Source organism: Acinetobacter sp. ANC 4779 (genome assembly GCF_004331055.1).
In the GTDB taxonomy this organism is placed as follows: domain Bacteria; phylum Pseudomonadota; class Gammaproteobacteria; order Pseudomonadales; family Moraxellaceae; genus Acinetobacter.
The window spans coordinates 414682-439259 of record NZ_SJNU01000001.1 but is presented as its reverse complement, the minus strand read 5'-3'; the positions used below and the strand labels follow the sequence as shown (position 1 = coordinate 439259).

22 protein-coding genes and 1 tRNA gene are annotated in these 24578 nt (G+C 41.4%); 9 read left to right on the top strand and 14 right to left on the bottom strand.

Going from position 1 to position 24578, the window contains the following annotated elements:
• Positions 1 to 92 precede the first annotated feature (92 nt).
• The 4 genes from E0H80_RS02135 to E0H80_RS02120 form a co-directional block, all read right to left on the bottom strand.
• The gene (locus E0H80_RS02135; protein ID WP_131362681.1) at positions 93 to 1052 is read right to left on the bottom strand and encodes a hypothetical protein; all 960 of its coding nucleotides are present in this window, start codon (positions 1050 to 1052) and stop codon (positions 93 to 95) included.
• A 113-nt stretch (positions 1053 to 1165) separates the two neighbouring features.
• Positions 1166 to 2491, bottom strand: a complete 1326-nt coding sequence (locus tag E0H80_RS02130) for a tyrosine-type recombinase/integrase (RefSeq protein WP_131362997.1) — start codon at positions 2489 to 2491, stop codon at positions 1166 to 1168.
• 167 nt (positions 2492 to 2658) lie between these two features.
• Positions 2659 to 2734 (bottom strand) — tRNA-Arg (locus E0H80_RS02125).
• A 91-nt stretch (positions 2735 to 2825) separates the two neighbouring features.
• Positions 2826 to 4181 carry an amino acid permease gene (locus tag E0H80_RS02120; protein WP_131362679.1) on the bottom strand — a complete coding sequence of 452 codons (1356 nt, stop codon included), beginning with the start codon at positions 4179 to 4181 and terminating at the stop codon, positions 2826 to 2828.
• A gap of 321 nt (positions 4182 to 4502) precedes the next feature.
• Between E0H80_RS02120 and prpF the strand changes: the two genes are divergently transcribed.
• Both prpF and E0H80_RS02110 read left to right on the top strand, forming a co-directional pair.
• Positions 4503 to 5693, top strand: coding sequence for a 2-methylaconitate cis-trans isomerase PrpF (gene prpF / locus E0H80_RS02115; protein ID WP_131362677.1), 1191 nt, complete (start codon positions 4503 to 4505; stop codon positions 5691 to 5693).
• 154 nt (positions 5694 to 5847) lie between these two features.
• The gene (locus tag E0H80_RS02110) at positions 5848 to 6756 is read left to right on the top strand and encodes a polyprenyl synthetase family protein (protein ID WP_131362675.1); all 909 of its coding nucleotides are present in this window, start codon (positions 5848 to 5850) and stop codon (positions 6754 to 6756) included.
• Between the two features lie 81 nt (positions 6757 to 6837).
• On the opposite strand, the gene putP is transcribed toward E0H80_RS02110, so the two are convergent.
• From putP to E0H80_RS02085, 5 genes are all read right to left on the bottom strand, one after another.
• Positions 6838 to 8328 carry a sodium/proline symporter PutP gene (putP, locus tag E0H80_RS02105; RefSeq protein ID WP_131362673.1) on the bottom strand — a complete coding sequence of 497 codons (1491 nt, stop codon included), beginning with the start codon at positions 8326 to 8328 and terminating at the stop codon, positions 6838 to 6840.
• Between the two features lie 176 nt (positions 8329 to 8504).
• Complete coding sequence (locus E0H80_RS02100; RefSeq protein ID WP_131362671.1) at positions 8505 to 9359, bottom strand: SPFH domain-containing protein; 855 nt, start codon at positions 9357 to 9359, stop codon at positions 8505 to 8507.
• 14 nt (positions 9360 to 9373) lie between these two features.
• The gene (locus E0H80_RS02095) at positions 9374 to 9847 is read right to left on the bottom strand and encodes an NfeD family protein (RefSeq protein WP_131362669.1); all 474 of its coding nucleotides are present in this window, start codon (positions 9845 to 9847) and stop codon (positions 9374 to 9376) included.
• Between the two features lie 98 nt (positions 9848 to 9945).
• Positions 9946 to 10863 (bottom strand): patatin-like phospholipase family protein, encoded by a 918-nt coding sequence (locus E0H80_RS02090; RefSeq protein WP_131362667.1) that lies wholly within the window; start codon positions 10861 to 10863, stop codon positions 9946 to 9948.
• Positions 10864 to 10928: 65 nt separating this feature from the next.
• The gene (locus E0H80_RS02085; protein ID WP_131362665.1) at positions 10929 to 11555 is read right to left on the bottom strand and encodes a 1-acyl-sn-glycerol-3-phosphate acyltransferase; all 627 of its coding nucleotides are present in this window, start codon (positions 11553 to 11555) and stop codon (positions 10929 to 10931) included.
• Positions 11556 to 11700: 145 nt separating this feature from the next.
• Between E0H80_RS02085 and E0H80_RS02080 the strand changes: the two genes are divergently transcribed.
• From E0H80_RS02080 to E0H80_RS02060, 5 genes are all read left to right on the top strand, one after another.
• Positions 11701 to 12948, top strand: a complete 1248-nt coding sequence (locus tag E0H80_RS02080; RefSeq protein ID WP_131362663.1) for an MFS transporter — start codon at positions 11701 to 11703, stop codon at positions 12946 to 12948.
• Positions 12949 to 13089: 141 nt separating this feature from the next.
• Positions 13090 to 14211 carry a porin gene (locus E0H80_RS02075; protein ID WP_131362662.1) on the top strand — a complete coding sequence of 374 codons (1122 nt, stop codon included), beginning with the start codon at positions 13090 to 13092 and terminating at the stop codon, positions 14209 to 14211.
• Positions 14212 to 14329: 118 nt separating this feature from the next.
• On the top strand, positions 14330 to 15997 hold the full coding sequence (locus E0H80_RS02070; protein WP_131362996.1) for a phosphoethanolamine transferase: 1668 nt from the start codon (positions 14330 to 14332) through the stop codon (positions 15995 to 15997).
• Between the two features lie 9 nt (positions 15998 to 16006).
• A complete protein-coding gene (locus tag E0H80_RS02065) occupies positions 16007 to 16684 on the top strand; it encodes a response regulator transcription factor (protein WP_131362661.1) in 678 nt (225 codons plus the stop codon).
• A gap of 12 nt (positions 16685 to 16696) precedes the next feature.
• Complete coding sequence (locus E0H80_RS02060) at positions 16697 to 18019, top strand: ATP-binding protein (protein WP_131362660.1); 1323 nt, start codon at positions 16697 to 16699, stop codon at positions 18017 to 18019.
• Positions 18020 to 18026: 7 nt separating this feature from the next.
• Here the strand turns inward: E0H80_RS02060 and E0H80_RS02055 are convergent, their stop codons facing one another.
• Positions 18027 to 18713 carry a phosphatase PAP2 family protein gene (locus E0H80_RS02055; protein ID WP_131362659.1) on the bottom strand — a complete coding sequence of 229 codons (687 nt, stop codon included), beginning with the start codon at positions 18711 to 18713 and terminating at the stop codon, positions 18027 to 18029.
• A gap of 212 nt (positions 18714 to 18925) precedes the next feature.
• Here E0H80_RS02055 and E0H80_RS02050 point away from each other — a divergent pair, with 212 nt between their 5' ends.
• Positions 18926 to 19612 (top strand): HAD family hydrolase, encoded by a 687-nt coding sequence (locus E0H80_RS02050; RefSeq protein WP_131362658.1) that lies wholly within the window; start codon positions 18926 to 18928, stop codon positions 19610 to 19612.
• A gap of 156 nt (positions 19613 to 19768) precedes the next feature.
• Here E0H80_RS02050 and E0H80_RS02045 read toward each other — a convergent pair whose 3' ends face one another.
• Positions 19769 to 20956: an ammonium transporter gene (locus E0H80_RS02045; protein WP_131362994.1), complete on the bottom strand. Its 1188-nt coding sequence runs from the start codon at positions 20954 to 20956 to the stop codon at positions 19769 to 19771.
• A 616-nt stretch (positions 20957 to 21572) separates the two neighbouring features.
• Here E0H80_RS02045 and E0H80_RS02040 point away from each other — a divergent pair.
• Positions 21573 to 22307 (top strand): carbonic anhydrase, encoded by a 735-nt coding sequence (locus tag E0H80_RS02040; protein ID WP_131362653.1) that lies wholly within the window; start codon positions 21573 to 21575, stop codon positions 22305 to 22307.
• Positions 22308 to 22363: 56 nt separating this feature from the next.
• On the opposite strand, the gene E0H80_RS02035 is transcribed toward E0H80_RS02040, so the two are convergent.
• From E0H80_RS02035 to E0H80_RS02025, 3 genes are read right to left on the bottom strand one after another with little or no spacing between them, the layout of a single operon-like run.
• Complete coding sequence (locus tag E0H80_RS02035) at positions 22364 to 23089, bottom strand: amino acid ABC transporter ATP-binding protein (protein ID WP_171457801.1); 726 nt, start codon at positions 23087 to 23089, stop codon at positions 22364 to 22366.
• 14 nt (positions 23090 to 23103) lie between these two features.
• Positions 23104 to 23787 carry an ABC transporter permease subunit gene (locus tag E0H80_RS02030; protein ID WP_131362649.1) on the bottom strand — a complete coding sequence of 228 codons (684 nt, stop codon included), beginning with the start codon at positions 23785 to 23787 and terminating at the stop codon, positions 23104 to 23106.
• On the bottom strand, positions 23787 to 24530 hold the full coding sequence (locus E0H80_RS02025) for an amino acid ABC transporter permease (RefSeq protein ID WP_131362647.1): 744 nt from the start codon (positions 24528 to 24530) through the stop codon (positions 23787 to 23789). Before E0H80_RS02025 ends, E0H80_RS02030 begins: the two co-directional genes overlap by 1 nt.
• Positions 24531 to 24578 lie beyond the last annotated feature (48 nt).

The window sequence follows — 24578 nt, the reverse complement described above, 5'->3', positions numbered from 1 at the left end:
ACATGGTTGTATCTAAGCAAATGAGTAGAGGTGCCATGCAAGTGACAAGAATGGAATATTTACTGTCACCTTAGGTGGCACCTCTATTAACATTATGAAATTTTTAATTTTTTGTTATTGGTTATGACTGTGATTCTTTCAATGAGTCGTTTATTTTTAATTTCCATTTCTTTTAAAATCTGCTGGATTGCTGGTGAGTGATCCTCATATTTTGTTGGGTAACCATCTACATACTTTTTCTGCCATACTTTAATTGCAAGCTCAAGTTCAGGTGCATAATGAGGATGAGAAGGGTCAATAGATGGGTGTATATTTCTAGAAGAATAAGATTTTGGCGCTTCATTTATTGCACGATCAGTAAATCCAGGAATATGAAATTTGGGCTCCAAATACTCGTGAAGTAACTTTGATGGAATAATTTCTGCCGGTAAGATAGCTGCTTCTTTAGCTTTCTTTAGAAAGTTAAAACAACTTCTAAATTGAGGATTTATGTTATGAAATTCATCGGAATTTTCTTCATATAGATCTTTAGCATCAATTGCATCAAGGCATCCAATCATAAGACAAGCGGCTTCGAAATAAGAAAATTGATCTTGGAAATAATAAGTAGGAGTGTACGTGGTAATTGTTGGATTTTTTCCAAAAATAAAGCAACTCTCAAATTGGTATATTAAGGAATCCTGTTTAATAAATAATTCACTTAGAGTTGCTTGAGACCAATAAACATCATGTAGTGCTATGTAGTTTTCAGGACTTAAATTTTCTTTGATATTAAAATTGTGGAAAGCTTTGATCGATTCAGAGCTATTTTCTTTATAATTATTTGGATTTATTAATGTTTCAATAAATTTTAATATTTGATTATTTTGTTCTTGAGATAAATTATTATCAGGCTGATAGATAAAGTAATCTAAAAAATCACCAAGATATTTAGTTCCTGATATGTATTCATCTGAAGCTAGCTTAACAATATCATAAAGTGATACTTCCTTATGTTTGGTTAATAACGGAAGTAGTTTCGTGTTCCATTTGGATTTAAAAATTTGCTTCATATGATGCCTCCCAGGGCGCCCAAAATAGGAGCTAAGCCAATCGGATTGGGCATCCGACTTTCGCTCCGTCGAGCTAGGCTTAGCAAACTGGCAAAATAAGGCTTAGTAAGTTCTTATTTTACTAACTTTGCATATTTGAAATTGATTACATCCTCACTGAGCAATTGCTGAGTGAAGTCGTATGGACTGATGTATTTCACTCGGTTGGCTTCCAGGTAGTCGCTCCACCAGCTGAGCATGGCTTTACGTTCTTCTAAATATTCGGCTTGGTGAGTATAAGCAAGGCGTACCTGATCACGCTCTTGGTGACTCATTTGCTTCTCTACAGCTTCTTTTTGGAATAGGGTACTCTGTACCAAGGCAGAACAAGCCATGCCCCTAAAACCATGTCCGCATATATCTTTGTTAGTGTCATAGCCAATACGGCGTAGTGTCTTATTAATAGTAGATTCACTAATAAAACCTTGAGGGTCGCCATTCTTTGGAAAAACATTTTTAGTCATACCACTATAAGGATGGATATCTTTTAAGATATCAATAACCTGAGGTGATAATGGAATCAAATGATCCATTTTCATTTTGGCACCGCGATTAGAAAACTTCTGTCCAGGAATTAATTCCCGTTCTCCCGGTATGGTCCATATGCCTTTTTGAAGATCAAACTCAGTCCAACGTGCAAAACGAAATTCACTGGAACGTACAAACGTATGAAGTGCAAATGCTGTACATAACTTGGTTATAGGGTAACCCTTATCATTTTCTAATCTTTGCAAGAGCTCAGGCAGTTGCTCTAAAGGTAATTGAGGGTGATGCTTAGACTTCTTCGTTTTTACAAAAACATCTTTTAGAAAGTAAGCGGGATTTTCTTCTATGAGGCCACGTGATATCGCATAAGAAAATATGCTGCTAAATCTTTGACGAGTTTTCTTTAATACTTCTGCATATCCAGATTCTTCAATGGAGCGTAAAACCTTAACAAGATCTCTAGGCTTTACTGCATCTATCGACTGTTGCCCAATGATAGGGAAAACATAGTCTTCTAAGTTCTTTAATGCTCTTTCAGCTGTGTGCGCAATCCAGCGACCTGTGTTGCTATATTCCTTATGCCAGTCCCGAGCTATAACCTCAAAACTGTATGCATTATCTAATTTAGCCTTTTGTATTTCGCCATGTTCAATTGGATCTATGCCATTGGCTAATAGTTTTTCTAATTCACGGCGCTTGTCTCGAGCAGCTTTTAAGCTTAAAGCGGGAAAGTTGCCTAAAGTCATTAAACCATCTTTACCGTTGGCTCTTTTGTATTTAAATCGCCATACCTTTGAGCTGCTCTTTCGGATGAACAAAATAAGTCCATGACCATCATACAAAGAGTAGTCTTTTTCCTGTGGTTTTGCCCCCGTGCACTTGGAGTCAGATAGCGGAATAGTCTTTTTGGCCATAATGAAATAAGGATACATATTAAATAGAACTGCATGTATCCTCAATCATATCCTTATATTTTGCAACTATATCCTTGTATACTTAACTGTATTCTTCTATATAGATGGTTTATCTATTTGAATATAAATGTCTTTTAACTAAATTGTTTTATATTCTGCTATTGGGGTGGTGCGCCCTGCGGGAGTCGAACCCGCGTCGGTCACTTAGGAGGCAACTGCTCTATCCAGTTAAGCTAAGGGCACAATGCGCAGCTAATTTAGCGCAAAAAAGGATAAAAAAAAAGTTATTGTCGAAACAATAACTTTTTCAAAGACTCATCTTTATAGCGTCTGCTTAAGATTTATTCATCTTGAGGACTTTAAATAGACCCAACATGATCACAATCCAGATCGGAATCATCAGTACAGATTCTTTAAAACCTTGCATCCACATAATATAAAGTACGGTCACAATAAAGATGAGTACTAAATAATTACTGATTGGAGACCAAAGTGCAGGGAACTTGGTTTGGATGGAAGCTTGTTTAATCGCATGTCTAAACTTCAAGTGCGTCAATGTAATCATGGCCCAGTTGAGTACTAATGCACCCACCACCACATATATTAGATGGCTTAAGGCATTTTCTGGCACAAAGTAGTTTAAAAGTACACAACCAAAAATTAACAGTGCTGAGAATAAAACAGCAGGGATAGGCACCCCTTGTTTATTTACTTTATTAAATACTTTAGGTGCATTGCCTTGTTGTGCTAAACCGTAAAGCATACGGCTATTGGCATACATACCGCTGTTATAAACAGACAGCGCAGCAGTCAAGATAATGAAATTTAGTAAGTGAGCTGCCCAGCCAATACCGAGTTGACTGAAAATCATTACAAATGGACTTTTATCCAGACCACCTAATTCCAGCTGATTCCATGGCACCAACGATAAAAGAATTGTCAATGAACCGATGTAGAACAGCAAAATTCGGAACACCACCTGGTTAATGGCTTTAGGAATAGTTTTTTCAGGATCTTTAGCTTCTGCTGCAGCCATCCCAATCAGCTCAATCCCACCAAAGGCAAACATAAGGAAGGCAAGCATATAGAACAGACCTTCAAAACCATTGGGGAAGAAACCACCATGTGTCCAAAGATTGCTAAACGAAGAAGTTGAGCCTGCATCTGCGGTGAGCAGCAAATACACACCAAAGACAATCATGGAAATAACAGCGGTTACTTTGATGATGGAAAGCCAGAATTCCGATTCACCATAAAATTTCACATTGCCGAGATTGACCAAGGTGATGACAACGAAAAAGAACAGTACCGATGCCCATGGAGGAATAAAAGGCCACCAGTAATTAATATATTTGGCGACAGCAGTCAGCTCTGTCATGGCGACTAAAATATATAAAATCCAGTAATTCCAGCCCGCTAAAAAGCCGGGAAATTTCCCCCAATATTTAAAGGCAAAATGGCTGAATGATCCTGCTACAGGCTCATGTACAATCATTTCACCCAGTTGACGCATGATTAAAAATGCAATCAAACCACCAATGGCATAACCCAAAATGATGGAAGGACCTGCAGATTGAATCACCTGTGCGGAACCTAAGAATAAGCCTGTACCAATTGCTCCGCCCATGGCGATGAGTTGGATATGACGGTTCTTTAAGCCACGCTGAAGTGTAGAAGACTCGCTATTCAAAGTAATCAGCCCGACAATGGATAAGTGAAGTGATTGTAATGGATTGATTTGTATTAGCCTAGTACAACCCTAGTAGGGTCAGGATTATGTGAATAAGTGCAAAATATGATTTGCATAGAATTAATAAATGAATCAACAGATTAATTTTATTAATACAATGACTTGTAAGTTATAAATGCTTTTTATCAATAAGATTGAGCGTTTCTTTTTTATACTTAAGTCCTGTGGTAAATGCTTTTGCTGAAAAAAGCATTATGATAAAAGTGATCAACATTCCCCATATATTGTGTAAAACAATGATAAATATCAAGGATCAATGAAATGAGTTTTGCTCCACAAATCAAAATTCCAGCAACCTATATGCGTGGCGGTACCAGTAAAGGTGTGTTCTTTAAACTCGATGACTTGCCGGAAGCCGCACAGCAGGCTGGAACAATTCGCGATCAATTGTTATTACGTGTGATTGGCAGTCCCGATCCATACGGCAAGCAAATTGATGGTATGGGGGGAGCAAGTTCAAGTACCAGTAAAACCGTGATCTTGGCCAAAAGTTCACAGCCCGATCATGATGTAGATTATTTATTTGGACAAGTCGCAATTGATCAGCCTTTTGTTGACTGGAGTGGGAACTGCGGCAACTTGACTGCTGCCGTGGGATCATTTGCGATTTCCAATGGTTTGGTCAGTCCAGAGCGAATTCCTGAAAATGGCGTGTGTACGGTACGAATCTGGCAAGTGAATATTCGGAAAACCATTATTGCACATGTGCCTATGACCAACGGACAAGTGCAGGAAACCGGGGATTTTGAACTCGATGGCGTGACTTTCCCCGCCGCAGAAGTTCAGATTGAATTTCTAGATCCGGCAGATGATGGCGAAGATGGCGGTGCCATGTTTCCGACTGGCAATGTGGTCGATACTTTTGAAGTTCCCAATATCGGCACTTTTCAGGCGACTTTTATTAATGCCGGTATTCCGACCATCTTCTTAAATGCAGAAGAGATTGGCTATACAGGAACTGAATTACAAGAAGCCATTAATGGCGATGCGCAAGCATTGGCACGTTTTGAAACCATTCGTGCTTATGGTGCAAAACAGATGGGCTTGATTCAGGATATTTCCGAAGCTGAAAAACGTCAGCACACCCCAAAAATTGCCTTTGTCTCGAAACCTAAAGCCTATACATCTTCTAGCGGCAAGCACATTCAAACCACGGATGTCGATTTACTGGTACGTGCCTTGTCGATGGGCAAACTGCATCATGCCATGATGGGAACCGCTGCTGTTGCCATTGGCACTGCTGCTGCAATTCCCGGAACCTTGGTGAATTCGGCAGCAGGCGGTGGGGCACGTGAAGCCGTGCGTTTTGGGCATCCCTCAGGCACTTTACGTGTCGGTGCGCAAGCCGTGCAGGAAAATGGACAATGGCAGGTGAAGAAGGCGGTGATGAGCCGTAGTGCACGCGTGTTGATGGAAGGCTGGATTCGAATTCCAGAAGATAGCTTGAAATAACAAACCAGATAGAGAATCTTGCGAGAAAGCAGTATGATGAGTCGCAAGTTCTCTGTCGATGATGACAAGAGCGTTGTAGATTAGATTAAGCTAGATCTGGCAGTATTCCTGTGGATTTAGATTTACTCACCAAAGCAAAGTATTCGAGGCGAATGTGTCATCTTTAACTGACGTACATGCAAATGTATTAACCCCAGCACAGCAACGTATTCAACAAGATTTATTGACGGCATTAGACGCATTTTCCATTCCAGAACCGCTGAAAGGCGCTGTGCATCATGCGGTGATGCTCGGTGGAAAACGTGTACGTCCAGCGCTTTGTTATGCCACAGCGGCCATCAAACCGAATGCAAATTTTGCGGCAGTACGCCGTGCGGCAGTAGCCATTGAAATGATTCATTGTTATTCACTGGCACATGATGATTTGCCGTGTATGGACAATGATTTACTGCGTCGCGGTCAGCCAACCTGCCATGTGGCTTTTGGTGAAGATACTGCCTTACTTGCCGGCGATCTTTTACAGTCGATGGCCTTTGAAATATTAGGCAGCCGTCTGTTTGATCAAGGTCCCGCGGTTGCTCCATCCATTGTGTTAAAACAGATGCAAATTTTGGCGACTGCCAGTTCAAAAATGGTCTGTGGTCAGGTACTGGATTTACAAGCCGAAGGCAAGCATGTCAATCAGCAAGCTTTGGAAAATATTCACCGTAATAAAACTGGTGCACTTATTTCTGCTGCAGTGATGATGGCTGCGGTATGTGTGTTTGAAGGCACCGATCAAGCGATTCCTAAATTACGTGAATATGCGCAAGCGATTGGACTGGCTTTTCAAGTGCAAGATGACATTCTGGATATTATTTCAGAAACAGAAGTTCTAGGAAAAACTGCGGGCAAAGACCAGCAAGTAGATAAATCGACGTATCCTGCATTGATGGGATTGGACAAAGCTCAGGCTTATGCTCAAGAGTTGCATGATCAGGCCTTGAACGCTTTAGCAGTTTTTGGTGACAGTGCAGCTGAACTGAATCAGATTTCACAGTTTTTGTTGTCGCGTAAAAGCTAAATACTGGATTAGAAAGTATGATCTAGAAAAATTGAATCAAAAAAAGAGGACTTATAAGTCCTCTTTTTGATGCACTCAAGATTATTTAGAGTCTTGATATAAACGGTCACCTTCATCGAAACGTGTGGTGATTTCTTCAGTAGGTGCTTTACCCATTAAGCTGACCACGATAATGGCGATCAATGAGCAAATAAAACCGGGAATAATTTCATACAGCCCGGTCGCACTGAACATATTTTTCCAGAGAATCACCACAACCGCACCAATCAACATGCCGGCAAGTGCACCATTTAAAGTCATACGGCGCCAGAACAAGGACAGAATAATTAGGGGGCCAAAAGCCGCCCCGAAGCCAGCCCAAGCATATGCCACTAAGCCAAGAACTTTAGATTCAGGATTTTCCGCCATCCAGATTGCAAGTAGGGCAATCAGTAGGACCATCAAGCGACCAATCCACACCAGTTCTTTTTGCGTTGCATTTTTGCGTAAGAATGATTTGTAAAAGTCTTCAGTCAAGGTACTTGAGCACACCAGTAACTGGCAGCTTAAGGTACTCATCACCGCGGCTAAAATGGCAGCCAGCACAATTCCGGCAATCCATGGATTAAACAGAATTTTGGTCAGTTCCATAAACACCGTTTCTGGATTGGCATTTACCGCACCGGCAAGTTCAGGGTGTTGCTGGAAGTAGGCAATCCCAAAGAAACCGGCAGCAACCGCACCGCCTAAGCAAAGAATCATCCAGGTCATGCCAATACGGCGCGCATTGGGAATGGATTTGACTGAGTCGGCAGCCATAAAACGCACCAGAATATGCGGTTGACCAAAGTAGCCCAAACCCCAAGCCAATAATGAAAGAATCGCTACGAAGCTTAAATTGCCAATCACGTCAGTGGCTTGTGGACGAGCTGCTTCAAGAGCCAAAGTCAGCTGATTGATATCGGAAAAACTTAACACGACCACCACAGGCGTCAGCAACAGGGCAAAAATCATCAGGCTGGCTTGAATGGTATCGGTCCAGCTGACTGCCAAGAAGCCACCAATAAATACATAACTGATGGTCGCAATCGCACTGATCCAAAGCGCCGTGTTGTAAGACAAGTCAAACATGTTTTCAAACAGACGTGCGCCAGCCACCATGCCTGAAGCACAATAAATCGCAAAGAAAATCAAAATGATGAAAGCAGATGCTATACGCAGAATTTTCTTTTGATCGTTAAAACGGTTGGAGAAATAGTCTGGCAAGGTCAAGGCATTGTGCTGAACTTCGGTGTGCACGCGAAGACGTCCGGCCACCAGTCGCCAGTTCAGCCATGCGCCAATAATCAGGCCAATGGCAATCCACATTTCAGACAAACCTGAAAGATAAATTGCACCAGGCAGACCCATCAGCAACCAGCCACTCATATCTGAAGCACCCGCAGAAAGCGCCGTTACGAAACTACCTAAACGACGACCCCCCAAAATATAATCAGAGAAATTGGCTGTTGCACGATAAGCCATCAGGCCAATCGCAATCATGGCGACAATATAAAAAAGAAAGGTAATTAAGGTCGGATTCAGGGAGCTCATACGGTATCCATTTACAAGGTGGACAGTAGATCGAAACAAAGGCTTATAAAAAAGCACAAATAATTTCAAAAAATAACGCGAAATTTAATCATAATTTCACAATGATTGCAGAGTTTTTCGCAACTGAAATAAAAATAGACAGCCAATGCTGTCTATTTTACAGAAAAATTTAGAGCTTATGGATTACGACCCATCACGCCACGAATGGTGTTCATGATATCTGCAGGCAACACCACAGTTTTGGCATTATTCGATTTCGCCATCTCTTGCATGGCTTTGACATACTGTTCACCGAGCAAGTAGGCAACCGGAACTTCTTTATCACCGACCGCAGAAGTAATCATCTCAATCGCACGTTGTGATGATTCAGCCAAGACCACTTGTGCTTCAGCATCACGACGTGAAGCTTCCAAACGACCATCTGCTTCTAAAATAGCGGCTTGTTTTTCACCATCTGCTTTGGTCACGGTGGCACGGCGCTGACGTTCGGCCGCAGCTTGCGCTTCCATTGCGGATTGCATGGTGCTTGAGGGTTGAATATCCTGAATTTCAACGGTTTTTAGGGTAATACCCCAATCAGAAATATCATCAGAAATGGCGGCTTTCAGTTTGGCTTTAATATGATCACGTGATGATAACGCATCATCCAGATCCATTTCACCCACAATAGAACGTAGAGAAGTCTGTACCAGGTTTTGAATGGCCCAGGTATAGTTTTCAATACCATACACCGCTTTTTCTGGAGTGGTAATATTGATATACGCCATGGCATTCATCAGTAAAACTGCATTATCACGGGTAATCACTTCCTGAGAAGGAATATCCATCACAATGTCTTTGGTGGTGACTTTATAAGCGACTTCATCGACATAAGGAATCACAAAGTTTAGACCCGGTGTCAGGGTGGTATGGTATTTACCCAGACGTTGTACAATCCATTTATAACCCTGTGGGACAATGCGTACACCTTTAAAAATGGTGACGCCTGCAAATACTAGGATGGCTAAAACAATAATAAATCCGCCAGACATGTTATTTCCTCGCTTTATATATTTTCATTATGTGAATTGTGGGGTTTTACCACCAGATCATTGCCGAGAATATCGACTACGCGCACGCGATCTCCAACACGTACAGGTTCTAAGCTACGGCAGTTCCATTCATCAGAACCCAAAACCGGCATGGGGAAACGTACTGTAATCAGGTCATGTTCCATATGGATTTGAATGACCATACCCACCTGACCAATGGTCGCTTCACGGGATAAACCGGCTTTGGTCTTATCGGTTGAAAGCGGTTTAATAAATTTAAACCAGAGTAAGGTGCATAGGACGGACAGGATAATCCAGGTGACGAGTTGGGTGGTGAAGCCCATCATCGGAAACAACCAAAATAAAACACCCACCATGATGGCTGCGATGCCAAACCATAGTGCAGCAAAAGCGGGGAGTACCAATTCTGACAGAATAAGTAAAACACCCAATACAAACCAATGCCAAGGTTCGAAAGCAAATTCCATACATCTACTCGTGTATTGTTAAAATTAATATAGATAACCAAGCCTCTATATCAATCTAGCAGATGAGTAAGTCTTTGAATATTAAAAAAGCATCTTTTTTAGATTTTGGCTTTTAGTGCAGGTTTGAAGGCGGCTGGAGACTTTTTGAAATCGGTAATGGCTTTCTCAATTGCGATGATTTTCAGTTGAGCCGCTTTTTCACCTTCCAGAATCGACTGGTTACTGGCTTTCAAATCCAGTGTGCCCAAGTGTCCCACTTTAGGCTGAATGATCACAGTCGCTTGGCTGAGTTCTTCATTAATACTTTGCTGTCCCATAATGTTTATGGTTTGATCAAGCAAGCCCCACATGTTGAGCGACTTAGCACCGACTGGACGTGCCGAAATATCTACCGCAATCACAATATCAGCACCCATATCTTTCGCGGTCTTCACCGGAATCGGACTGACCAAACCGCCATCAACATATTGTTTGCCAGCAATGGTCGCAGGCACAAAGACATTTGGAATACTGCACGAGGCACGAACCGCCTGACCTGCATTGCCTTTAATAAATTCGGCTTTACGTCCGGTGTCGAGGCGCGTTGCAACTGCGGCAAAACGAATCGGAAACTGTTCAATCGGTTTGTTGGCAATGTGCTTGTTGACATAGTTCTGCAATTTTTGGCCTTGCACCACGCCTTGACTGTTGAAGGTTAAATCGCGAATGTCAGATTCTTTTAGAGTGAGTGCAATTTGCTGTAGTTGGTAAGGCGTTTTACCACTGGCATAGATACTGCCGACAAAACTGCCGGCACTGGTGCCTGTAACAATTTTCGGTTTAATACCATGTGACTCTAAAACTTTCAGCACCCCAATATGGGCAAAACCTTTGGCTCCGCCACCCCCTAAAGCAATGGCAATTACCGGTTCACGCGCTTGTATCGTTGTGGTTTGTGGGGAGGTTTTTGTGGCTTTATCACAGCCGATCAGGCTAAACGCAAGGAGACCGATTAAAGAGTATTGCACAAACTTCATAATTAAAATTGAACGCTAAATAGACAAAAAGTTGCGCACATGACAGCAGATTGTTGTCATTATGGCTAGCTATTTTTTATACGATTTTGTAACGGTCTGGCTAACCATTTCGGATTTTTGGGAGAAAATTTCCCTACATAGTGATCTAAAATTTGCTCTACATCTTGTTGATAATTTCCCGTTGGGTGAAACACACCTAAGCAGTGAAGGGTCTTATGCTGGTAATCAAAAGAAAACATCACAATCGGAATATGGGCACCCACGGCAATACGGTAAAAACCACTTCTAAACGATTCTGCCTGTTTGCGCGTTCCTTCAGGTGCCATACCGACCCAGATCCGATCTTGGGCATCAATAAAGTCGATAATTTGCTGAGTTATACCTTGCTGAATACTGCGATTGACCGGAATCACCCCAATCCATTGCAGTAAGGGTTTCAGCGGTGTGTTAAATAAGGTGTGTTTACCAAAAATGGTAATTTTAATGCCCAGTCCGAGCAGGGCAGTAAAACCATGCCAGGCATCTAGATTGGATGTGTGCGGGGAAATAATGGCGACGGCTTTAGACAGGTTTGGAAATTCGCCTTCAAAACGCCAGCCTTGGGCCAGAAATAATTTTTTGAACATGGTTCGGCTCAAGCTGCTACCGCGAGCAGGCACTTGATCGGGCAATGTTGGGAAATGGGCTGACATGGTTTTATCGGCCTCCCTGATAAAAAAATATCGCGTTTTAATGATGTTAAGCTTTTGTAAAATAAGATTCATTGGCAAAAAGTAAACTACAATTCAGCTGGTTTGATATAAATAATCAGTCTGCTTTTTCATCATAAGGGATGCTATGCCGAGTACACCTAACATTTATATCGTGTTGTTCTCTTTATATTGGGCACAAGGTTTACCGGTCGGTTTTATGACCCATGCCTTACCGGTGATTTTACGTGCACAAGGGGTGTCACTGGCACATATTGGTGGCTTTGGATTATTAATGTTGCCATGGTCGATTAAAATTTTTTGGGCACCGTGGGTCGATCGTTTTGGTTCTTCCGCTGTTGGACATTACCGTAGCTGGATTGTTCCGACTCAGTTATTGAGTGTGGTGGTACTCATCGGCCTATCCTTTCTTCCGATTCAGGCTTTAAATCAACCTGAATATTTACTGGCATTTTTTGTGGCTTTACTAAGCATGAATCTGGTCGGTGCGACCCAAGATATTGCAACCGATGGCTTGGCCGTTAATATTCTGAAAAATGAGCAGCAGCATTGGGGCAATACTTTTCAGGTGATTGGTTCACGGCTGGGCTTTATTGTCGGAGGTGGCGCGATTTTATGGGCACTGGATTGGCTGGATTGGCAAATTACGTTTTTAATTTTGGCAGGACTGGTGCTTTTAAACACGCTACCGGTTTTATGCTTTAAAGAACCTGCTCGATTCCAGCATATTCAGCAAGTTTCTGAAAAAGAGACATTTAGCTGGAGCAAAGTAAAAAGTTATCTGGCTTATTTTCATTACGACCGCAGTCTGGTTTTATGGTTAGGGGTGCTGATCACTTTTAAAATTGCTGATGGTTTAGCCGGTCCTTTGCTAAAACCTTTAATGGTTGATTTAGGACTGACTTTTTCCCAGATTGGTATTTATGTGACCATGCTGGGGGCATTGGCTGCACTTATGGGCGCGGGATTGGCCGGCCTAAGTTTGAAGTATATTTCTCGTGCCAATGCCTTGCTTAGTTTTTCTATTTTGAAAATTTTCAGTTTGGCTGCATACACCTGGCTGGCATTTCAATATGAGGCACAACAGTCAATTAAACCATGGCTTATTTATTTAATTAATGCCGCTGAAGATATGATTTCAGCGATGTTGCTGGTGGTGATGCTGACTTTGGTCATGCAATATAGTCGTAAACATTTGGCAGGCACCGATTTTACTTTTCAGGTGGCGCTGATGGCAACGGTCAGTGGGGGTCTATATAGCCTAAGTGGAATATTAGGTGATTTTTTGGGTTATGCAGCTTATTTAGCCTTTATCACCTTGCTTGCTGCCATCTGTTTATGGCCTGTTGTTAGATGGAAAACCACCCTGAAATAATGCATAAAAGCGTTTTAATTCAATTCAATATCTATTTAAAATCTAAGCAGTAAAAAAGATAACTTAATAAAATCTAAATCATTTTTTTAAATATTTCTAAACAGTAACATCTGTTACAAAATAACTTAGGGGTATTTAAAAATGAAAAGCAAAATTGCAGCAGTAATTACTTTAACGCTACTTGCAGGCTCTACTTTTGCCGCGCCAACATTCTATGGGGAAATCGATGCTTCTATCGATTATTTACCAGAAGATAACGCATCACCCGTTGCTGATCGTGACGTTGTTGAAGTCAGTTCGAATAGTTCTTTCATTGGGGTTAAAGGTGATGAAAAGCTGACTGATCGATTAAGCGCAGTTTATGCTATTGAGTGGGGCCTAAGTGCAGATGGGGATAGTACAGACTGGACCACGCGTAACCGTTTTGTGGGTTTAAAAGATGTTCAATTAGGGACTTTAAAAGTGGGTGCGCATGACACTCCATTGAAACAACTTTCTAGTTCTGTTGATTCATTCAATAACTTTGTTGCCAATAAAGCTGACGTGAACGGTATTTTTACTGGTGAAGCCCGTATATCTAATGCCGTCATTTATGAGTCTCCAGCTATTAAATTACCTACAGGTGCAATCAAACTGAATGCACTGTTGGCATCTGGTGAAGATTCAGGCATTGCCAAAGGTAATGGATCATCTAAGACTGCTGGTCGTGGCTTAGGCGATGCCTGGTCTGCATCTGTTGTTTATGATAGTCCAGTGGTTGTGGCCGGTATTGCGTATGATAAAGCGATTCCAAGTAACTTCGCAGGACGTGGTTTTGTCAATGCATCCTCGCCAGAAGTGACTGCTGCTGCTGCAGGAACTGCTTTTGCTGCGGCAAATACTATTCGTGCGATTGGTCGTGTGAATTTGTTAGATAACGCTTTAGCATTAAAAGCTTTATATCAAACTTCTGAAGTAGAAGATGCTGTAGGAAATGAGCCAGCAGCAGCAGGTATTGATGATTCACAAGGCTGGTTAGTAGGCGCTGAATATAACATTCCGACCGCTAAAGCTTGGACTATAAAAGCTCAATATAGCCAAAATACAACCAGTTTTAAAAATGCAACGGCAGACTTTGAAGCAAAACAAATTTTTGCAGGTGCAGATTATGCCTTTAACAAACAAGTTAAGGCATATGGTTATGCAGGTTATTTAACCCTTGAACAAGGTTCTAATGAAACCAAACAACCTGTTGTGGGTACAGGTTTGGAATATAAGTTCTAATCAACTATTCCTTTTAGGTGATCAAAAGGCGATGTTTACATCGCCTTTTTTTATTTAAGTGATTTTTAAGTTTAGTATTCTAGATTAAAGCATCAGTAAAAAGACTCGCTACAAAATGATGCTAAATACGATTACTCGACTACGGAATAAAATTAAGCCAATTTCTTTAAGCCAATTTAATTTATTGCTCGCCATTTGGTTGGGTGTGATTCTAAACTTTGCTTTTTTTCAAAAAATACAAAATTTAACGCCTTATCAAGGTCCTAAAGCCTACTTATTTTTAATGGCAACCGTATTGGTGATTGTTGCAGCTTATAACTTCATTTTTCAACTGATCCAATGGAAATGGAATGCAAAAATATTTGCTTATCTGTTGCTTTTCATTGGCGGTTTTACTGCATATTTTGTGAACAGTCTGGGTGTGGTGATTTCACCTGAACAAGTTCAGAATATGATGCAAACCGATGCACGTGAAGTCCGGGGCTTATTGTCTTTACGCTTTGTATTATGGACAGTGTTCTTGGTGATCTGTCCGCTCATTGTAGTGGCGCTGGTTCGTATCAAGCCTGAAGTTTTGTTATCTAAAGTGACTAAAAAATTCATCAATAGCATCGTTTCATTGTTATTGGTGGGTGGATTGTTATTTCTCTTCTATGTCGATTACGCCGCGATTTTTCGGGAACATCGCGATTTAAAAGGCATGATTTCTCCGCAAAATACCATCTCATCGACACTGTCTTATTATCATAAATCTAAACCTGCGCAGAATTTGCCTTTAGTGACTTATGGTGAGGATGCACATTTGCTTGCGCCTGTAACTCAGCATCCTAAACCTAAACTGATGGTTTTGGTGGTAGGTGAAACGGCACGAGCAGAAAGTTTTTCTTTAAATGGTTATGCGAAAAATACCAACCCTGAACTTTCTAAACTAGATATTATTAATTTTAATCAGGTCAGCTCATGTGGTACGGCAACCGCAGTTTCAGTACCTTGCATGTTCTCCGGTATGTCGCGTAAAGATTATGACGAACAGCTGGCCAGTCACCGTGAAGGATTGCTCGATATTGCACAGCGAGCAGGCTACAAAGTGACATGGATTGACAATAATTCAGGCTGTAAAGGCACCTGTAACCGGGTGGAGCAGTATCAAATTCCACAACAGTTAAAAGACAAATGGTGTGCTAAAGACGGGGATTGTTATGATGAAATTCTGGTGGATAGCTTAAAGACTTATCTTGCAGCGATTCCTGAAAATGACCAGACACCGCGTTTAATTGTACTTCACCAAATGGGAAGTCATGGACCTGCTTATTACCAGCGTTCCACAGATAAATTCCAACCGTTTAAACCCAGCTGTGATACCAATGCGATTCAAGGCTGTAGCAGCACAGAATTATTGAACAGTTATGATAATTCGATTGTATATACCGACCATGTTTTAAGCTCGCTCATTCAGGTGTTAAAAGGCAATTCCACCCATCAAGCAGGCTTCTGGTATTTGTCCGATCATGGTGAGTCGACAGGAGAGCATGGTTTATATTTACATGGCTCACCGTATGCCATTGCACCCACGCAACAAACCCATATTCCAATGTTGATGTGGTTTTCACCTGAATGGACTCAACACAATTCTGCACAAATTGCTTGCTTAGCCAAGCAAAAAAGCAAAGAATTGAGCCAAGATAACTTATTCCCAAGTCTGCTCAGTTTGTTGGATGTTAAAACCCAAGTGATTGATGAACAGCATAATATGTTGCAGCAATGTGAATCAAAAAAGAAAGCGTGAGTTTAAGGCATGACTAAAATATTAATAATTGAAGATGATTTTATGATTGCTGAATCCAGCATGACTTTGTTGAAATATCAGCAATTTGAGGTGGAGTGGGTCAACAATGGGATTGATGGTTTAAAAAAACTGACCCAAGCAAAGTTTGATATTGTTTTGCTCGACCTGGGCTTACCGATGATGGATGGTATGCAGGTGTTAAAACAGATTCGTCAGCAGTGGCCGGCTTTGCCGGTACTGATTATTTCTGCACGTGATCAATTACAAAACCGTGTAGACGGATTAAACCATGGGGCAGATGACTATTTGATCAAGCCCTATGAGTTTGATGAATTGTTGGCGCGCATTCATGCTTTGTTACGCCGTAGTGGCGCAGAATCGGCACTGCAAGACAGTCTGAAAATTTTAAGTTATGGGGATTTAGTTCTGGATGTCGAACAGCATATTGCCAAGTTCAAAGGTCAATATATTGATCTGTCTAATCGTGAATGGGCAATTTTAACGCCTTTGGTGAGTCATCCGAACAAGATTTTTTCTAAGGCCAATTTAGAAGATAAGTTATATGATCTGGATAGCGAAGTAAGCAGTAATACCATTGAGGTCTATGTGCATCATTTGCGTGCCAAACTTGGAAAAGATTTCATTCGCACCATTCGTGGTTTAGGCTATCGACTCGGACAACTATAAGGTTAGCATTTGGTGCAGTCACAGTATTCATTAAGAAAACGCCTGATTATTTATATTTCTGTTTTTAGTATTGCCTTGGGTTGTCTGCTGATTTTTTCTGCGTATCGGATTGCACTACAAGAAATTAATGAAGTTTTAGATGCGCAGATGAAAAATTTAGCAGAACGCGTCGCGGCTCATGATCCTGTGCCGGTTAAAAGCCAGTTTGATCCATCCAAGCATTATCATGAAGAAGATTTGTTTGTTGATGTGTGGTCTTATGCACGTGAAGAACATAAAAGCCATGCTTTAAATTTATTGATTCATCCGGTTCATAAAGCAGGATTTTATACCCACAAAACCCCACAAGACATTTGGCATACTTATGTTTTGCCTTTAGAGCATGATCAGATTCAGGTCAGTCAGCAGCAATCGACACGGCAGCGTTTAGCACTCGAGCTTGCCGGCAGTATGTTTATTCCTTATCTGCTGTTTATGCCTTTTGTGATTTGGGGTTTAAGCTGGATTATTAGCCGCAGTTTACAGCCAATTGATGATTTTAAAGCGGAATTGGCACAGCGTGATTTAGATGAGCTAAGTGCAATACAACTGAATAATTATCCTGTGGAAATTGTTCCTACCATTACCGAAATGAATCATTTGTTTGAGCGTATTCTACATTCGCAACAGGAACAGCGACAGTTTATTGCCGATGCTGCACATGAGTTACGCACGCCCATCACTGCATTAAATTTGCAAATGCAAATTCTGTTAAAACAATTTCCAGAAGATCATGATTTACAAAATTTAAGTAAAGGATTAATCCGTATTCAACATTTGGTTAGCCAGTTACTCAATCTGGCAAAACAAGATGCTTCAATTCTGGAAGTTGAAAGCAAGCAGCAGTTTTTACTCAATCAGGTGGCAGTCAATTGTGTAGAACAGTTAATTCATTTAGCGATGCAAAAAGAAATTGATTTGGGGATGGAGCGCCAGGAAGAGATACTGCTAAATAGCCAGGAATCTGCGGTGCATTCGATTATTTTCAACTTGATTGATAACGCAATTAAATACACGCCGAACCACGGGGTGATTAATGTTTCTGTGTTTGAACAAGCGGGTTTCGCCATGGTTCAAGTCGAAGATAGTGGCCCGGGGATAGCCCCCGAGTTACACCAGCAGATTGTTAAGCGGTTCTATCGGATTCATCATCATTTAGAAATGGGGAGCGGTTTAGGACTTTCTATTGTCGATAAAGCCACGGAACGATTAGGGGGCCGTATTTCTTTCTCAACGAGTGCCAGTCTGGGGGGATTACAAGTGAATGTACAATTGCCGCTGGTCAAGCAGATTTAAACAACCCTTATTCTTGAGATGAGGGAGCCGTGATAAAATGCTTGTAATTGAAAAAGTAAAAAACCACATTGACCAGCCAGATAACCCAAGCTGTCCACAGGTTATGACTGAGAAAATGCGCTCCACGCATCATCTGGGCCCAGCCCATGGCAAAACCTAAAATACATCCCGCGATCAGAAAAAAGTAGGCACGCTTTTTATTCGATAGGCGAAACACTGCGTAACCTGCCATGAGCGCAAAACCGGTAGCCGCATGCCCACCCGGGAAACAATGCCCTTTAGTGGTTGAAAAATCCCAAAAGAAGCCTTGAGGTGTAGGGATGGTGATATTCCAAGGGCAGGCGTGTGCCGATTGGGACTTTAACAGTCCAATGATTGAGGTCGATAGAATGACCATGCCGAAAAAATAACCATAGCTCCAGCGTAACGGTCTTAACTTTTCAATTTTAAAGGAAGCGAGCCAGAGTATAAAAAAAATGACATAGACCAAAATGATCAGATCTTTGACATAACGGTGATTCAGTTCGGCTAAATACCAGTTATCACGCAACAAAAATTGTCCAGATTCACTTACCCAAGGATGAATCAATGCAAGGTCGATTGATCCACCGATAGGAAAAAATACCCAAAGCATGCAAAAACTAATGACCAGGAAACAGCCTTGATAGAGAATGAAGCGTTGCTTGTCGTGCATAAAGAGAAGATCGATTGATTTTATTTGCGCTATTACAACAACAAAAACTTAATCTAGACTTAAGTCATGCTCGAGGCAGTCTAAACACCTCGAAAGTTGTATATAGATGGACAATAGCGTTGTGCTGAATGGTAATAAACATATAAAGCAAACTGCTTAAGCATGCCTGGCTTCGGTGCTACATTAGTCGACAAGAGTTGTGAGCTATTAAAATGACCATTCGTGCTGTTTTATTTGATCTGGATAATACCTTGACCCATCGTAATCAAAGTATTTTGGCCTATAGTCAACATTTGGCTCGTACATATCAGCATCAATTAGCGCATGATCAGTTCAGTCAAATTCAGTCGATTATTCGCCGTATTGATAATGGCGGTTACCCTAAAAAAGAGTTACTCACCCATCCGAGTATTGCTGCTTCTGTAGCTGATGCGCTACTGCAAGAATTGAATTGGAACAGTGTTCCTGAACTGGACGAACTGACTCAATTCTGGTTTCAGCAATTTGGATTATCTGCGGTTGCCATGCCAGGTGCCAATAGTCTGCTGTCCGATTTAAAACAGCAAGGTTATAAACTGGCAGTCGTTTCCAATGGCGGACATGCCACCCGTTTAACCATTCTGCAAGGCTTGGGTTTTAGCCATTATTTTGACGAAATTGTCAGTTCTGAACTGGTCGGGATGAGTAAACCGAATCCTGAAATTTTTCTGCATACCAGCCGTCAGTTGCAGGTCGAGCCGCAACATTGTCTATTTATTGGCGATCATCCAGTCAATGATATACAAGGCGCGACCCAAGCCGGCATGAAGGCCTTATGGCTGCAAGGTTTTCATGAGATCGAAGCGCATAAACCCATCAATACAATTCAAAATTTAGCTGACATTCAGCAATATTTATAATGCTCATTGTCCCTTAGCTATTTTTAGAAATAGAAATAGAAATAGAAATAGAAATGATATGGATACAGATAAAAAAAGCGACTCTTTCGAGTCGCGCTGAAAATTGTAATCAAGTTTTAAAAGCCGGGTTTAAAGATAAGGTTTATAATTTAAGCCTTAAAATAGGGCGTCTTCTGAATTGGCTGAAATTTTGTGAATAGATAAGTCCGCACCACGAAATTCATCTTCTTGCGATAAACGAATGCCCATAGTGATCTTGAGTGCACCGTAAACCAGAAAGCCGCCCGTAAGTGCAATCGAGATAGCCAGCAATGTACCAATAATTTGCGAAATCATGGAAACATTCCCCAGACCACCTAACCAGTGTTGTCCGAAAATCCCCACGACTAAGCCACCAAATGTACCGCATACACCGTGTAATGGCCAAACCCCCAAAACGTCATCGACTTTAAGTTTATTTTGGGTATAGGTGAAGAGTTTCACGAAGATCACCCCTGCAACGGCTCCAATTATAAGCGCTCCAACCGGATGCACCACATCAGAACCGGCACAAATGGCCACTAAACCCGCCAAAGGACCATTGTGTAAAAAGCCGGGGTCATTTTTACCGATGAAGTTGGCAGCAATGGTTCCACCGACCATGGCCATGAGCGAATTAATTGCCACCAGTCCTGAAATAGCATCCAAACGTTGCGCGCTCATCACGTTAAAACCAAACCAGCCCACGATTAAGATCCATGAACCCAAAGCCAGAAAAGGAATTGAAGAAGGTGGATGTGCACTTACTCGGCCATCTTTTTTATAACGGCCTTGACGCGCACCGAGCAAGAGGACAGCGACTAAAGCGATCCATCCACCCATGGCATGCACGACTACAGAACCGGCAAAGTCATGAAAACTCGCCCCAAATGTGCTTGCTAACCATTTTTGTAATCCTAAATTACCATTCCAGGCAATGCCTTCAAAGAAAGGGTAGATCAAGGCGACCAATAACAAGGTGGCAATGGCTTGGGAACGCATTTTGGCACGTTCGGCAATACCGCCAGAAATAATGGCAGGAATAGCGGCTGCAAAGGTCAGCAAGAAAAAACAGCGCATCAGGTTATAGCCATGATCCGCAGCTAAAGTCGTACCCATATGAAAAAAATGTTGTCCATACGCAATGTAATAGCCCACAAAAAAGTAGGCGATGGCTGAAATGGAAAAATCAGTCAGAATTTTACTCAGCGCATTGACCTGATTTTTATGTCGGACTGTGCCCAGCTCCAAAAATGCAAAACCTGCATGCATGGCTAAAACTAAAACCGCACCAAGAAGGAGAAAGAGTAAATCTATATTTTGCATATTTTGCATATTTTGCATATTTTAGCCCCATTTTAGTGCTGTTTTTCACAAAAAGAAGATCAGTATATCGAGGCATAGGATTTGAGGAAGAACTTTGAAAAAGGGAAATATTGATCATTCATTCAAAAAAATGCTCAAGACTCGATATAAAGCAAAGCATGATTGGTAGATGCATTGGACGCACTAAAATGAGGCAAAACGGTTAAATTAAAGTATAAATAAATATATGATTATTAGATTAAATTTAGAGTTTATAATTTTGCCTATTTTTTCAGTTTTTTTGCAGAGCACTGAATAGTGGCAATGTAATTAATTCTAAATATTAAAAATAATTTAAAGATAAAGGCATAAATGCATTTTGATAAAGCAATTCGAGCTGCTTTTATAATCAATGATGCTGCGTTTGGAAAATTATTGCTCATTCTCAAGCTAAATCGAAGAGGGTATAGATGCTCATACACTCAAGCTAAACTCAGTATATTTAAAGTAGATAAGGTGAATAATTAAACAATATGGGATACAAAACCTATAATGAATTGGTAGCTTTAGTTTTGATATTACAGTCTTATCCTTAGAAGATAAGTGCTCATTTTATATTGTATTTTAAGGTTTAAAGATGAAACGGAGTTTGCTCGCATTACTGGCATTGGTTGGTTTTAATTCATTTGCAGCAGAAGGAACTCAATTTGATTGGGGTTATTCTAAAGAGACTGCACCTGAACAATGGAGCAAAATCAAACCTGAGTACCAAACCTGCGAAGGGCTGAATCAAGCACCGATTAATATTGATCAAACCGTATCCGCACAACTACCGGCTTTAAAATTGAATTACAGTTCAAAAGCAGACACGATTATCAATAATCAACGGACCGTACAAATCAATTTTGCTGCGGGCAGTAACCTCGAATTAGATCATAAAGTCTTTGATCTCAAACAATTCCATTTACATAGTCCGAGCGAACATACCATTCAAGCAAAAAGCTTTGCCATGGAAATGCATTTTGTGCACGTCACTGAACAAGGCGAGTTAGCCGTGGTCGCAGTAATGTTTGAAGAAGGTCAGGAAAATAAAAAGTTGAAACAACTGTGGAAAGAATTACCGAAAAAATCAGGCAATACCGTACAGCTGAAACATCAAGATTTAGCTACAGCATTCTTACCTGAAAAATTAGATTACTATCGTTTTAATGGTTCTTTGACTACGCCGCCGTGTTCAGAAGGGGTACGCTGGATTGTACTCAAAGAGATTCAACAGGCATCAAAACAACAGATTCAGGCATTTTCAAGCTTGATGGAACATCCGAATAACCGTCCTGTACAACCGACCAATGCACGCTTAGTGCTTGAATAATTACCTTCCAATAAAAAAGCAGATCATTTGATCTGCTTTTTTAAATGCTGATATGTTTAGTGCAAAATTTTATTCAGGAATTGCTGAGCGCGTTCACCACGCTGGCTATTAAAGAATTCATCCTTGGTACAGTCTTCTACAATTTTGCCTTGATCCATGAAAATCACGCGGTTGGCCACCTGACGCGCAAAGCCCATTTCATGCGTGACACACATCATGGTCATGCCTTCTTTAGCTAGACCCACCATCACATCTAATACTTCGGTAATCATTTCAGGATCAAGCGCGGAGGTCGGTTCATCAAACAGCATGGCAATCGGGTCCATGCTTAAGGCGCGGGCAATGGCAACACGTTGTTGCTGTCCGCCAGAAAGCTGTGCAGGGAATTTATCTGCCTGAGCACTGAGTCCAACACGGTCCAGGTAAGCCAAGCCTTTTTTCTTGGCCTCCGTTTCCGAACGTCCCAAAACTTTAATCTGGGCAATGGTCAAGTTTTCAGTAATGGTCAAATGGGGAAACAGTTCAAAATGCTGAAATACCATCCCCACACGGCTGCGCAACAGGTTTAAATTGGTTTTCGGGTCTTTAATGGAAATACCATCGACCGTGATATTGCCTTGCTGAAAGGCTTCCAGACCATTTACCGTTTTAATTAATGTAGATTTCCCTGAACCCGAAGGGCCACAGACCACCACCACTTCACCTTGACGAATTTGTGTTGTGCAATCTGTGAGTACCTGAAATTTGTCGTACCATTTACTCACGTTCTGAATGTCGATCATCACTTTGTTATCATTCATACGTGTAACCTTCTTTGTAATTTTTTAACAGTATAAGTGGCCAAAAGACTAATGGTGAAATACACCAACCCTGCAAATAAAATGTACTGGGTCAGCAGTGACATCAGGTCACCACGGACATAATTGGTTCTGAAAAAGTCCAGTAAACCAATGGCATAGACCATGGTTGAATCCTGAAATAAAATAATGGTTTGTTGCAGCAGCAAAGGGGTCATTTTACGAAAGGCTTGTGGCAAGATAATGAGACGCATCGATTGCCCATAACTCATGCCTAAAGCCGAAGCTGCAGCGGATTGTCCACGCGAAATCGACTGAATACCGGCACGCACAATTTCAGAAAAGTAGGCGGCTTCAAACAGCATAAAGGCCACAATACTGGAGACCAACGCGGTATCAATGGTCAGATAATTCCCCGTGACTGCGGTATAAATAAAAGGCACCGCAAAGTAGAACCACATCAGCACCAACAGCAAAGGAATGGAGCGGAACAGGTTTACATACCCTTGTGCAATAAAGTTGAAAACTTTAACCGAAGACAAGCGCATTAAAGCCAGTATGGTGCCAATTAAAATTCCACCGACGGTTGCAATACAGACCACTTTTAAAGTGATACTAAAGCCATGCCATAAAGCAGGAGCAGAGAGTTGCAAGTCATTTAAAAATGCAGAGAGCCATTCCATTATTTACCTCCTGCAATTAAACCGGGCACATATAAGCGCTTTTCCACCAGAGTCATTGCCGAGATTAAACAAACATTAATCACAATGAAAATCACGGTTACGATGGTGTAAATCTCGATGGTATTTTGCGTATATTCACTGATGGTTTTCATTTGGGAAATAATTTCCGCAACACCCACCAATGACGCCACCGAAGTATTTTTGACACAGTTGGTCAGCTCTGAACTGAGCGGCGGTAAAATGGTGCGAAAGGACTGCGGTAAAATCACGTAGCGATAGAGCTGAGCAGTACTAAAACCCATGGCATAACCGGCATTAACCTGTCCGACCGGCAAGGCTTCAATGCCTGTGCGTACCTGTTCACACACACGTGCAGCGGTAAATAAACCCAAACCGACACTGGCTGAGATTAGTGCGGTGGTGTTGGCGCCTAGGTCATTGATCCACCAGTCGCGAATGACTGCTGGTAAAAAATTGGGAACCACATAAAACCAGATAAATAATTGAATCAGCAAGGGTATATTTCGGAAAATGGTGACATAGCCTGTACCAATGGCACGTGCAGTCTTATTCGGCAAGGTTCGCATGATGCCCAGAATACTGCCCAAAACCATGGCAATAGTCCATGCTACAAGGGCAATCACCAACAACCAGCCCAGACCCACTAAAACCCATTGCAAATAGGTACTATCACCGACCCCTGTGGATTGCCACAAAACACTCCAATTCCAACTATAATTCATAGTGACTCCACCGAAGAATCAGGTAAAAATCCATGTTTACCTGATCTT

Bases quoted from the DNA above. Each gene is read 5' to 3' on its own strand.
- E0H80_RS02135 (WP_131362681.1), bottom strand. From the start codon at position 1,052: ATGAAGCAAATTTTTAAATCCAAATGGAACACGAAACTACTTCCGTTA.
- E0H80_RS02130 (WP_131362997.1), bottom strand. From the start codon at position 2,491: ATGGCCAAAAAGACTATTCCGCTATCTGACTCCAAGTGCACGGGGGCA.
- prpF (WP_131362677.1), top strand. From the start codon at position 4,503: ATGAGTTTTGCTCCACAAATCAAAATTCCAGCAACCTATATGCGTGGC.
- putP (WP_131362673.1), bottom strand. From the start codon at position 8,328: ATGAGCTCCCTGAATCCGACCTTAATTACCTTTCTTTTTTATATTGTC.
- E0H80_RS02100 (WP_131362671.1), bottom strand. From the start codon at position 9,359: ATGTCTGGCGGATTTATTATTGTTTTAGCCATCCTAGTATTTGCAGGC.
- E0H80_RS02095 (WP_131362669.1), bottom strand. From the start codon at position 9,847: ATGGAATTTGCTTTCGAACCTTGGCATTGGTTTGTATTGGGTGTTTTA.
- E0H80_RS02090 (WP_131362667.1), bottom strand. From the start codon at position 10,863: ATGAAGTTTGTGCAATACTCTTTAATCGGTCTCCTTGCGTTTAGCCTG.
- E0H80_RS02085 (WP_131362665.1), bottom strand. From the start codon at position 11,555: ATGTCAGCCCATTTCCCAACATTGCCCGATCAAGTGCCTGCTCGCGGT.
- E0H80_RS02080 (WP_131362663.1), top strand. From the start codon at position 11,701: ATGCCGAGTACACCTAACATTTATATCGTGTTGTTCTCTTTATATTGG.
- E0H80_RS02075 (WP_131362662.1), top strand. From the start codon at position 13,090: ATGAAAAGCAAAATTGCAGCAGTAATTACTTTAACGCTACTTGCAGGC.
- E0H80_RS02070 (WP_131362996.1), top strand. From the start codon at position 14,330: ATGCTAAATACGATTACTCGACTACGGAATAAAATTAAGCCAATTTCT.
- E0H80_RS02065 (WP_131362661.1), top strand. From the start codon at position 16,007: ATGACTAAAATATTAATAATTGAAGATGATTTTATGATTGCTGAATCC.
- E0H80_RS02055 (WP_131362659.1), bottom strand. From the start codon at position 18,713: ATGCACGACAAGCAACGCTTCATTCTCTATCAAGGCTGTTTCCTGGTC.
- E0H80_RS02050 (WP_131362658.1), top strand. From the start codon at position 18,926: ATGACCATTCGTGCTGTTTTATTTGATCTGGATAATACCTTGACCCAT.
- E0H80_RS02045 (WP_131362994.1), bottom strand. From the start codon at position 20,956: ATGCAAAATATAGATTTACTCTTTCTCCTTCTTGGTGCGGTTTTAGTT.
- E0H80_RS02040 (WP_131362653.1), top strand. From the start codon at position 21,573: ATGAAACGGAGTTTGCTCGCATTACTGGCATTGGTTGGTTTTAATTCA.
- E0H80_RS02035 (WP_171457801.1), bottom strand. From the start codon at position 23,089: ATGATCGACATTCAGAACGTGAGTAAATGGTACGACAAATTTCAGGTA.
- E0H80_RS02030 (WP_131362649.1), bottom strand. From the start codon at position 23,787: ATGGAATGGCTCTCTGCATTTTTAAATGACTTGCAACTCTCTGCTCCT.
- E0H80_RS02025 (WP_131362647.1), bottom strand. From the start codon at position 24,530: ATGAATTATAGTTGGAATTGGAGTGTTTTGTGGCAATCCACAGGGGTC.